Here is an 11,615-nt window from a genome sequence, read left to right as displayed (position 1 = left end):
TGACCCCGCACAAAACCCAATCCTAATCCCCTAGCGAACTCCCGACAAATGCCCCCTAGCGAACTCCCACAAATAAACGCCCTAGCTTAAAGCATTGATAGTGCGCAAAACTTTCAGCGCATTTTCTCGGAAATAATCCGGTTCTAACAGCAGTGATAGGTTAATAACGCCATTAAAAGGCAAATCAAAAAAGTATCCGGGCTGTAGGTAAATCCCCTGCTCATCTAGTAACTGTTTAACCAGTTCCTCCTCGTCCACGTGAGAGGGGAAACGCAGCAACACGTTCCAGCCTCCTTGCGGCTCTAACACCGTAACTGGGCTGATTGAATCTGCTGCCACCAAGCCTTTTAACACTTCCAAATTAGCGGCGCAGCGTCCTCGAGTTAGCGCTACTTGCCGCGGAATTTCCTGCAAGAAACCGGGGAGCTGCTCAGCCAAAATCTCACTGAACGGCAAATATGCGTCAGCGATTATGTCTAAGCGCGTCTTCGCTTCTGCTACTAACGCATCCGGCCCAGATACCTCTAACCAGGCAATCTTGTAACCGGGGGCGCTCAGACTTTTTGATAACCCGTCGAGGGCGAATGTCAGGTTTTGGGGGCAACCGGCTAGGCGGGCGCGAGAAGAGGGCGCAGCGGGCAGGGGGAAATCATAAAATACTTCATCGGCGATTAGGGGCAGGGCATATTTGTTGCAGTAGTTGAGCAGCGTTTTCCGCTCGTAGCTGTCCAGATAGGCTCCCGTAGGGTTGGAGGGATTTATGACTATCAAGGCGCGCGCGACTGGGCTACCAGCGGATTCACTAGGGTTGCTGATACTATCTCTGTCCAAGGCTCGCCCTATTGACGACCGAGACCCCCTCGTCACCGGCAATCTTCCGTCCGACCCCCGCCCCGGCAAACCCTCGTCAAGCACCTGCCCCGTTACCGTCCCCGACGACCTCCAGCCTTGCTCGCCCGCAAATTATTCACTTGCAATCAGCGAGAGCGGATCGAGTTCCCATTTTCGCCCTAGCCAAGCATACCTATACGGCACTACCTGCACATTTTCCAGGTCAGCTAGGGTTTCTATCAGGGGATAACCGGGGGTGGGACTGAGCACCGCCTCCCCGAAATCGCATAATAGCTTCATTAACCAGCTATACCCTTGGGAGGTGGAGCTGAGCAGATATAGGTTGTCGGGATTCACCTCGCGACTGTCCCGTGCGGAAAGATATTTGGCGAGGGCGTGTCGGGCTTCGAGCGATCCGCGCGGATTTGCCTGGTAGGGGCTATTTCCTTTCCCTAACCCGTGCCGGGTCGGATTGGAGTCGGAGATATTAACTAGCGTTTGTCCCTGTGCGCGCCGTCTTTGTACCGCCAAAGATATGGCGTTGGGCTCTGGGTGACTTACTCGCCGTGAAAAATGCATCACTGTTACTTTATGACTTTTTGTTGCGGTTTTCTTTACCTATATCGCCCCGATAACCCCGTGTAGAAACCCCTGTTTTTTTCACCGACATTTTTATTCTTTCCCCGCTTCCACCTGGCTTATCACATAACTTATTCTCAGAAATAGGAAGCTGGCTAGTGCTAAATATGAAGATTTGTGAAACCCTAGAAGTATGGAAATTTGGCCAGGAAAACCGTATCCGCTCGGCGCTACCTATGATGGGGTTGGCGTAAACTTCGCAGTTTTTAGCGAGGTCGCAACGAAAGTTTATCTTTGTTTAATCGCCGAGGACGGCAGTGAGGAACGCGTTGAGCTGCGCGAAGTGGACCATCACGTTTGGCATTGCTATATTCCGGGGCTTCGTGATGAGCAGCGTTATGGCTTTAGGGTTGAAGGCCCTTACGATCCAGCTTCGGGACATCGCTGCGATATTAACAAGTTTCTCTTAGATCCTTATGCGAAAGCTACCGATGGCGTGGTGGGGGCAAAACAGTCTCTATATTCGTATGACTGGGCTGACCCCAGCCAGCCTAACCATGATGACTCCTTGGCAGATATGGCGGTTTCGGTGGTTACTACTCCCTATTTTGATTGGGGAAATGACCGCCCTCCTGGGCATGACTTGCATAAGCTGGTTATTTACGAGGCGCACGTAAAGGGTTTCACTCATTTGAATGAGCGGATTCCGGAAAAGGAACGCGGCACCTATGCGGGAATCGCTAACCCGGTGACTATTGAATACCTGAAAGACCTGGGGATAAATGCCATTGAACTGATGCCAGTACACCAGTTCGTTAATGACTCCACTCTGCAAGAGCGCGGTCTGTCAAACTATTGGGGCTATAACACTATTGGTTTTTTCGCTCCCCACGCCCAGTATCGTTCGCAAGATGTGGTTGATGGTCAGGTTCAAGAATTCAAACAGATGGTGAAAAACCTGCATCAGGCGGGCATTGAGGTAATCCTGGATGTGGTCTATAACCACACCGCCGAAGGCAACCATATGGGACCGACCCTATCTTTCAAGGGGCTAGATAACGCCTCCTACTACCGCCTAGTAGAGGACGATAAGGCACACTATTTTGACACTACTGGAACCGGGAACTCGCTGCTCATGCGCTCTCCGGCGGTACTGCAACTGATTATGGATTCTTTGCGGTATTGGGCAATCGAGATGCACGTGGATGGTTTCCGTTTCGACCTCGCCTCTACCTTGGCGCGCGAGCTGCACGATGTAGATAAGCTTTCCGCATTTTTCGATATTATTCACCAAGATCCGGTGCTTTCGCAGCTGAAACTGATTGCCGAGCCTTGGGACGTGGGTGATGGCGGCTACCAGGTGGGGGGTTTCCCCTCGATGTGGAGCGAATGGAACGGCAAATACCGCGACACGGTTCGAGATTTTTGGCGCGGAAATTACGCTACCTTACCCGAGTTTGCTTCCCGTTTTTGCGGCAGTGCCGATTTGTATGAACAAAGCGGCCGCCGCCCGAATGCCTCTATCAACTTCGTTACTGCCCATGACGGTTTCACGATGCGTGACCTGGTTTCTTATAACGAGAAACATAACGAAGCTAATGGCGAGGGCGGGGGTGATGGGGAATCCCATAACCGCTCTTGGAACTGCGGGGTGGAAGGTCCCACCGATGACCCGGCGATTCAAAAGCTGCGTTCGCGCCAGCACCGGAACTTCTTGACTACCCTATTCCTTTCCCAGGGGGTTCCGATGCTACTCATGGGAGACGAGGTTGCCCGCACTCAGCAGGGAAACAACAACACCTATTGTCAAGACAATGAGCTTTCTTGGATGGATTGGTCCTTTGAGGACGCTGAAGAGGACGACTACCGGCTCCAACTCTTAGAGTTCACCAAACACCTGATTAAGTTCCGCAATCAGCACCCGGTTTTCCATCGGCGGCGTTTCTTTGCGGGCGCGCCCTCTCGCGGCGGCCAATCCGATTTGGGCGAGATTGACTGGTTTGCTCCCGATGGGCAAAAGATGACCGAGGAAGCCTGGAATAATGAAGAGGCACGTTCGCTGACTATTTTCCTAAATGGTCAAGCCATTAGGGAACCAGATTCGCGCGGAAAACCGATTATTGACGATTCTTTCTTACTGCTTTTCAATGCTGACCCTAAGCCTTGCACTTTCGCTCTCCCACCGGGGTGCGGCTCCGGTTGGAAGATAGCTATTTCCACTATGCAAGAGGACGTTTACTCAGACTCGGATACCCTCTACAGCGCCGGGCAAGAACTTGAGTTACTTGACCGTTCAGTAGTGGTTTTAATCCGCGAAATCGCCCAGGAATAAGGAACATAAAACAGGAGGTTCCCCGTGTCCAGCCAACACCCTCATCTGCCCGCCAGCGGTAAACATCTGCCTATCAGCACTTACCGCCTGCAGTTGAGTAAGGATTTTACTTTTCAAGACGCGCGTAAACACCTGGGATATTGGCAGGCTCTAGGAATCACAGATTTATTCCTTTCCCCTATTTTGCAGGCGGTTCCGGGCTCTATGCACGGCTACGATGTGGTTGATCATCGCCATATTTCTGCCGAATTAGGAGGACGCAACGCATTTGAGGATTTGGCTGACGCGGCTCACCGGGCGGGGTTGAGCATTATCGTTGATTTGGTGCCTAACCATATGGCGGTTCCTACTCCGGTTTGGATTAATCTGCCCATGTGGTCGCTACTAAAGCAAGGCAAGGACTCTCCCTATTCGCATTGGTTTGATATCGACATTGATCAACCGATTTTAATGCCCGTCCTGGGTAAACGTATCGGTCAGGTCTTAGCTGACCAGGAAATTTCTTTAGAGCAGCTGGCGGTTCCGGGCGAGGATAAGCTGGGAAAGCAGTGGGTTTTACGCTATTTTGACCACTATTTTCCGGTAGCAACTGGAACCGAGGCTTTGCCAATGGAGGTGCTGTTAGAGCGACAGCATTACCGTCTGGCACATTGGAAAGTCGCAGATGAGGAGCTTAACTATCGCCGCTTTTTCGATATTGATTCCCTTGCGGCACTGCGGGTAGAAGAGCGGGACGTTTTTGACTCCACCCACGCCCTTTTGCTACAGCTGTTCAATGCCGGTTTTATTGATGGTTTTAGGGTGGATCATCCCGATGGGTTAGCTGATCCTGCCGGTTATTTTCACTGGTTATCTGAGGCTACCGGAGGTGCTTGGATTGCGGGGGAAAAGATTCTAGAGGACGCCGAGCGGCTTCCTAGCGATTGGTCGATTTGTGGTACTACCGGTTACGACACTGCCTGGCGGCTAACTGCACTTCAGGTTGATTCGCGGGCATCTTTGCCGCTGGGGACGCTAATGCAAAGCATTACTGGGGATTCGCCCTCGTCCTATCGGCAGATTGAACGGCAGTCTAAGGCACAGATTATTGATACTTCGCTCGCGGCGGAGGTGCGCCGGATTGGGCAATTGTTGTGGCGGATTTGCCAGAATGATTTTCGTTTGCGGGACTATACTTTCCGGTCTTTGTTGGATTGTTTGCGGGAACTAATTATGCAAATGCCCGCTTACCGCTCTTATGTTACTGTCGGTCAGCCTGCCAGCAACATTTCACGTGAGATTGTGCAATCTGCCGCGACCAGGGCTTTGCGCCAGCTCGACAGTGAGCATTCCGACACGATGGAAGTGATTGTTTCCCTGGTATTGGGGGATAAAATCGGTTCTGCTGCTTTGAATATCAGTGACCGGGATAGGCAAGAATTCTTGGTGCGTTTCCAACAGGTTTGCGGCGCTGTAATGGCGAAGGGGGTGGAGGATACTACTTTTTATCGTTGGACGCATTTGTTGTGTCTAAATGAGGTAGGCTCAAATCCGCAGGCTTTTGGGGTTTCTGCTGACAGTGTGCATCTGTTTGCTTCCGATATTCAAAGCAATTGGCCAGCCACTATGACCACCAGCTCCACTCATGACACTAAACGCGGCGAGGACGTGCGGATGCGTTTGGCGGTTCTTAGCCAATACCCGACTTTGTGGACCCAGATTGTTTCTGATTTGCGGGATACAACCCAAGTTTATCGCCCTAATGATTTGGATGGGCGCAGTGAGAATATGTTGTGGCAAACCCTGATTGGCACTTGGGATGATAACGGCTCGATTTCCTCGCCCCGTCTGCGTCAGTATCTACTGAAAGCTATCCGGGAGCAAAAATCTTGGACTACTTGGACTAACCCCGATACGGTTCGGGAAAATGAGCTGCTTGATTTTGCCGACCAGATTATTTGTGACCCCCAGGTAGCCGAAATTGTTTCCCGCTGGCACGGCGAAACCGAGCAAGCTACCGCCTACACCATTTTGGCTAATAAAGCCTTGCAACTAACCATGCCGGGGGTGGCGGACGTTTATCAAGGTTCAGAAATCACCCAAACATCGTTGGTGGATCCGGATAATCGCCGCCCGGTTGATTTTAGCGCCCTATCTAAAATGCTTTCTCACCTTGACACCAAAGGGCTTGATTTTTCTGACGCCTCTTCCCTTGACCAGTCAAAACTGTATTTAACTGCCGCGATTTTGCGTTTGCGCAGGCGTTTACCTGATTGTTTTGTCTCTGCTTACGCTACTTACCAGCCACTCGCCCTCTCTACTGGTTACGCGGTGGCGTTTGCGCGCGGGACTGCCCGTGAAGGTGCGCAAATCGTAACTATTGCGCGCCGCCTTCCGGGGGTGTTAGCGCGTTATCAGGGTGATTTCCGCAGCGAACATACCGTGGTTTTACCAAAGGGTTCTTGGAAAGATATTTGCTCTAATGAGGTATTTTCTGCTGGGACGCAAAGCCTGGAAGAACTGCTATTTAAGCGGGGCGCACGGATACTGGAGCGAGTGGATTAAATGACTTTCTCCTCTAAAAGTACTGATTTGGGCAGTCTTAAACCTTGGAAGTTGCGCGCCGGGTGTCAAAGAGTGCCGCTGTGGGCTCCCGAAAAAAAGCAGGTAACCCTATTAACGGGGACTCCTGATAACCCGCAGCGCAGCGCGATGATACCTTGCGGTCAGTGGTGGCTTGCCCCGGAGGATTTACCGGAGGGCTGCGCTTATGCTTTTGAGGTTGAAGGAAAGGGTCCTTTTCCTGATCCTCGGGCACGTCTTTATCTGCCGGGCAGTCAAACTTGGGGGGTAACTGCTGATATTGGCGCTATTTCGCGTTCAAGTCAGTGGCATCCGGACGAAAAGTTACTCGGTAAAGTTTGGTATGAGCTTCATTTAGGTACTTTTACCCCTGCGGGTACGCTTAAAGCGGCTAGGGATAAACTCCCCTACTTAGCAGATTTGGGGGTTGAGGTTATCGAGCTAATGCCGACCGCTTTTTTCCCAGGTGAGCGCGGTTGGGGCTATGACGGAGTTGGTTTATATGCCCTTTTTAATCCCTATGGCTCCCCTAAAGATTTGGTGGATTTTATCGATAGGGCGCATGAACTAGGGATTGCGGTTACTCAAGATTTAGTGCTGAACCATTTAGGGGTGTGTGGGAATTATCTTGCGCAGTTCGCTCCCTATTTTTCTGCTCGTCATCATACTCCTTGGGGGGATGGCTATAACTTGGATGGCGCTGATAGCACCCTGGTTAGGGAGTTTTTACTGGGGGCAGCTTTGGCGCTGCTGCGTGATTATGGGTTTGATGGTTTACGCCTTGATGCGGTTCACGAGATTAAAGATGATTCGAAACTGCATTTTTTGGCTGAGTTATCGCTTCGGGTTGCTGATTTATCGCAGAATCTAGGCAGGCCGCTAACGTTGGTGGCGGAATCTGATTTGAATAATTCCCGCATGGTTACCCCTGTTGAACAGGGCGGTTACGGTATGGACGGTCAGTGGGATGACGATATTCATCATGGCATACATGTGGCTTTTACCGGAGAAACCCAAGGCTATTACGAGGATTTTGCTGATACCGCGGCGCTAAGCAAAATCTATTCGCAAGTGTTTTATCATAACGGCACTTACTCGAGTTTCCGAGGAAAAAACTGGGGTGCACCAGTTCCAGAGGACATGGAACGCAACCGTTTCTTTGGGTTTGCTTCCAACCACGACCAGGTGGGTAATCGCGCTTTAGGTGATCGCCCTAGCGAGAAACTTTCTCCCGGACTTTTAGCTGGTCAAGCCGCTTTAGTTTTGGCTTCACCATTTACCCCGCTGCTTTTTCAAGGTGAGGAATGGGGCAGTCGTTCTCGTTTCCAGTTTTTCACTGATTTTCCAGATGAGACTATTGGGAATGCGGTTAATGAGGGACGTAAATCCGAGTTCGCCTCGCACGATTGGGACAAAATTTATGAGGGCGAGGTTACGGTTCCTATCCCCCAGGCGCTTTCTACTTTCCTTAACTCCAAGCTGCTTTGGCAAGAACTTTCTGAGGAAAAACATCAGAAGATGCTGAACTGGTATCGCCTTTTGATTAGGCTGCGCCGTAACGCAGTGTTTTCTGGTTTTATTTCTCTGCGCCGCCAAGCAAATCTGCTGGTGCTATCGACTGAGCGCGCCCAGGTGATTGTGAACCTCGGCGCGCAGCAGGAAAATATCCGCGAACTGGTTCGCCCCGCTATTCCCGGCTCTTACTATTCTTTTACCCAAGGTCATTTAGGTAGCGCGCCCTTAAAAATCGGGGGCGAGGACGTTTTGTTAATCGTTTCCGATTAGCCCTCCCTAGGTGATTAGCCTCCCCGTTTGGCTCTCCCCAAATTTTCCTTTTTTGGGGTTATTGCGGGCTTTGCGCTTTTAGGATCGGGTTAGCTCCGCAGTATCTAGGGAGCGGGTTTCCCCCTCACGGAATTTAGCGACCGGATAGTTACGGTGATATTTTCGCCAATGATTCTCCCTGGCAATCATCACGTATGCTAAACGTTTCAGACCGCGCAGACTGAGCCCCCATTCTGCGGGATAATACATGGGGTCATGATTTTTCTTTTGGCGATATAGGAACTTAATTTTTTTACCCATTTCTTTATCTACGTAGCGAAGTACCAGATGTTTGGGCAGTATCGAGTAATATACCCGTTTATTTAACCGTTGCGGGGTAACGCGTTTACCGGCGATTACGTCCTCGACAAAAAACTTCATCGGATTCATACCCGCAGAAGTGTTGTAGTAGGAGTTGCGCCCTATCCGGGGATTAACTTCAAAACAGTAGGGAACCCCACTGCGTGAGTCTACTTTGAAATCGAAATTGGCGAAACCGTGCCACCCAACTCCCTTGAGGAAGCTGCTCACCTGTTCATATAGGCGCGGGTAGGGTTCGGTAATCATGGCTACCGGGTTGCCGAGGGCGGTGGGAGAATGATCCTCTAACAGCACTTGGGCAGAGCCAAGCATGGTGACGCGGGATTGTTTATCTACGTAGGCAGTCACCGAGAGATTAAAACTGTCGTTGCCTTCTACCCTCGGTTGCAGCACGAATCGGCGTGCTTGCGGATTTTCGTGCGTGTGTTTATACAGGTTTTCCAGCAGATTTTTAGCTTCTGCTTTGTCTGCAACCGAGTAAACTTTGGCTTTTCCTGTCCATTTCAAGCGTTCATATCCGGCACTGGTGGCGGGTTTTATAATCCAGGGAAATGGCTCTTTTATTTGCTCTATTTTCGCTATTTCGCTCTCTAGAGAACCAGAAAAATCGATTTCGACAGTAGGGGGAACATTCAGCCCGTGTTCTTTAGCTAGGAGCGGGAACTTCACTTTATCTGAGGTTTCTTCAATAACTTTTAGGGAGGGGAACGCGAATACATAATGCTCTTTGATTTCTTTTTCCCGTCGCATTACGTCACGCACATTGGAATCTATATTTGCTATTAACAGCAGTGCCTTGCCGGGATAGTCTTTTTTCAGTTCCGGTCCGAGAGCGATTAGCCCATCTATGAGGGGCATTTTTGATTGCGGATTTGCCAGTTTGGCGGGATTAACTAGCCGAGTGTCGATAATCCCCGATGACATAATCGGCCCGAGGATTTGGGTGGTTACGATAGTGGGTTTTATCTTCCATTCTTCGTGAAAAGATCTGGCCAGCGCGTAGGTTCCGATATCGGTTCCTAAAATAACTGGTTGAAATGCTAAGCCGGTATTTTCTTCCACAATGCCTCCCTGTTAATTGAGCCTTTTAATGTTATCAAAGCGCTGCCGCTAGCTGGAGAAATTTGGCATCAGAGATTGACACTAACTCCTTTCACCGGGTGCTCCTCTTGGGAAGTAATAAAAGCTGAGGGCATGAGCGAAGAATCGCTAGGTAAACCACTAGGTCTAATGCTTGTCGGCGTGGCAGCGACTTTTGAAGCATTTTCCTGCTTACGCTGAGGTAGTGAATCAGAATCCGCCTACAGAGTTTACCGACGCTCTGCTCACGTTGCGTGACGCGACCTATGATTCACATGTAAAGGTTAGTGAGATTCCCTCCCCGCACGGGATTGCTCCTTTTGCTGCTGCGATTCGCCTGGATTGTGCCGCCTTGGATGATAACTCCAATAGTGGCGGCGCGGGGCGTTTGGTGATTCTCTACGATCCCTTAGAGCAGCCGGGCTGGCAGGGGCGTTTTCGGCTGGTGACGATGCTGCACGCACAGGTTGATGTGGATTTGGTTACTGAGCCTTTGGCGGATCAGGTTTGTTGGTCGTGGCTTACCGATTTTTTAACTCAGTCGGGGGCTAGTTTTATTCAGTCGGCTGGCTCGATTACCCGTTCTCACTCAGCGAGTTTTGGCGAGTTGGATAAACGTTCAGAATCGGCAGAGTTGGAGATTCGCGCCTCTTGGACTCCGCTAGCTAATAATTTGGCTTCGCACGGGGAAGCTATCTCTCGTCTTTTAGCTATGATGGCTGGTCACGCGGTAGAGCTGACTGCCGGTATTTCTCGTCTGGGGCAGGTAAGGCTGGTATGAGCAATCCGCTTTATCGACCGCGTGGTGGCGCGGTGTCTCTGATTGATAATCTCCCGGAATACCGCCAGTGTCTGCGCGATTATGATAATCCGGGTGACTTTGTTGCTTTTGATACGGAGCGAGCCTGTGGTATCCGCTATCTAGATAGGGCGTATTTGGTTCAGGCGAAGGCTGAGCGTTCCCCGCTGGTTTTGCTTGACCCGATTGCGCTTGGGGATTTATCGGATTTTGGTGCACGCTGTCAGGGCGCGACTTGGGTTTTACATGCGGCTAAAGAGGATTTGGAGTGTATGGATTGGGTGGGTCTTCACGCTCCTCGCCTGTTTGATACCCAAATCGCGGCGAAGCTGTTGGGGTTTGAGCAGGTCGGTTTGGGGGCACTTACCGAGGACGTGCTGGGGGTGAAGCTGGCGAAGAATCATACTCGTGAGAATTGGTCTTGTCGTCCTCTTAAACAGTCTTGGCTGGATTATGCGGCTCTTGATGTGGATTATTTGGTGGATTTGGCGTTAGCGTTGCGCTCGCGTTTGGAAGAGGCGGGACGCTGGGAGTGGGCTTGTCAGGAGTTTGCTTTTGCGCTTGCTCATTTCCGCCGCCCTCATGATAGTGAACCTTGGCGTCATTTGAAGGGGGCAGGTAGGGCGCGTTCTGGGTTTCAGCTTGGGGTTTTGCGGGAGCTTTTTGTGCAGCGCGATGAACTGGCGCGCGCGGCTGATTTAGCTCCGGTTCGGGTGTTACCTAACCGGGATTTAGTGGATTTGGCGCTGAATGTTCCTCGTTCTTACCAGGATTTAGCGCAACGTCCGTTTATGGCTAATAGGCAGTTGCGCCGCTATAGTCGGCGCTGGTGGCAGGCTATTAAACAGGTTAGGGCTTTGGATAGTGCTCAGCTTCCCCTTCGGTCAGGTCCGCGGGAGCTTCATACGGTTACTTCTGTGTCTGCTTGGGAGAAAATTGATTCTCGACGGGCGGAGCTTTACCGTTTGCTGAGGGCAGATGTTTCTTGCTGGGCTAATAAGAATCAGGTTTGGGCAGAGTATGCACTTTCCCCTGCTGCTTGTCGCCGGGTGGCGGCTTATTGAGATTCTCGCGCGGATTTGGAGCTTCTTTTTTCTGAAGGGCAGGCTCGGCGCTGGCAGGTGGCGGTTTTTTTGCCGCGTTTTGAGCGTATTTGTCGTCTTTGGGATCAGGGCTAGGGTGTAGTTCGCCTTATTTGGGTATTAACCCCATTATTTTTTGCTTTTCCCGCTGGGGACGTAACAAACCTCCCTATCATCATTAGGCTGTAGCTCGCCTTGTTTTCGG

At 51.0% G+C, this 11,615-nt stretch carries 8 protein-coding genes; 5 read left to right on the top strand and 3 right to left on the bottom strand.

Annotated features, from left to right (window positions below; genetic code table 11):
- Positions 1-81 precede the first annotated feature (81 nt).
- Together QZT94_RS01445 and QZT94_RS01440 are read right to left on the bottom strand one after the other, a co-directional pair.
- Positions 82-831 (bottom strand): pyridoxal phosphate-dependent aminotransferase, encoded by a 750-nt coding sequence (locus QZT94_RS01445; protein WP_296773101.1) that lies wholly within the window; start codon positions 829-831, stop codon positions 82-84.
- A 132-nt stretch (positions 832-963) separates the two neighbouring features.
- Positions 964-1,410: an aminotransferase class I/II-fold pyridoxal phosphate-dependent enzyme gene (locus QZT94_RS01440; protein WP_296773103.1), complete on the bottom strand. Its 447-nt coding sequence runs from the start codon at positions 1,408-1,410 to the stop codon at positions 964-966.
- 193 nt (positions 1,411-1,603) lie between these two features.
- On the opposite strand from QZT94_RS01440, the gene glgX reads away from it, so the two are divergent.
- From glgX to treZ, 3 genes are read left to right on the top strand one after another with little or no spacing between them, the layout of a single operon-like run.
- Positions 1,604-3,742, top strand: coding sequence for a glycogen debranching protein GlgX (gene glgX, locus QZT94_RS01435; RefSeq protein WP_296760580.1), 2,139 nt, complete (start codon positions 1,604-1,606; stop codon positions 3,740-3,742).
- A 24-nt stretch (positions 3,743-3,766) separates the two neighbouring features.
- The gene (gene treY, locus QZT94_RS01430; RefSeq protein ID WP_296760582.1) at positions 3,767-6,286 is read left to right on the top strand and encodes a malto-oligosyltrehalose synthase; all 2,520 of its coding nucleotides are present in this window, start codon (positions 3,767-3,769) and stop codon (positions 6,284-6,286) included.
- A complete protein-coding gene (treZ, locus tag QZT94_RS01425; protein WP_296760585.1) occupies positions 6,287-8,089 on the top strand; it encodes a malto-oligosyltrehalose trehalohydrolase in 1,803 nt (600 codons plus the stop codon).
- A gap of 78 nt (positions 8,090-8,167) precedes the next feature.
- On the opposite strand, the gene QZT94_RS01420 is transcribed toward treZ, so the two are convergent.
- Complete coding sequence (locus QZT94_RS01420; RefSeq protein WP_296760587.1) at positions 8,168-9,511, bottom strand: ATP-grasp domain-containing protein; 1,344 nt, start codon at positions 9,509-9,511, stop codon at positions 8,168-8,170.
- A 193-nt stretch (positions 9,512-9,704) separates the two neighbouring features.
- On the opposite strand from QZT94_RS01420, the gene QZT94_RS01415 reads away from it, so the two are divergent.
- Together QZT94_RS01415 and QZT94_RS01410 are read left to right on the top strand one after the other, a co-directional pair.
- Positions 9,705-10,310 (top strand): DUF3000 family protein, encoded by a 606-nt coding sequence (locus tag QZT94_RS01415; protein ID WP_296760588.1) that lies wholly within the window; start codon positions 9,705-9,707, stop codon positions 10,308-10,310.
- A complete protein-coding gene (locus tag QZT94_RS01410; RefSeq protein WP_296760590.1) occupies positions 10,307-11,392 on the top strand; it encodes an HRDC domain-containing protein in 1,086 nt (361 codons plus the stop codon). The genes QZT94_RS01415 and QZT94_RS01410 overlap by 4 nt, the downstream gene beginning before the upstream one ends.
- Positions 11,393-11,615: the final 223 nt, after the last annotated feature.

The organism is Varibaculum sp. (assembly GCF_008661855.1).
In the GTDB taxonomy this organism is placed as follows: Bacteria; Actinomycetota; Actinomycetes; order Actinomycetales; family Actinomycetaceae; genus Varibaculum; species Varibaculum timonense_A.
The sequence above is the reverse complement of the archived record's forward strand: the minus strand, read 5'-3'. Positions and strand labels throughout refer to the sequence as shown.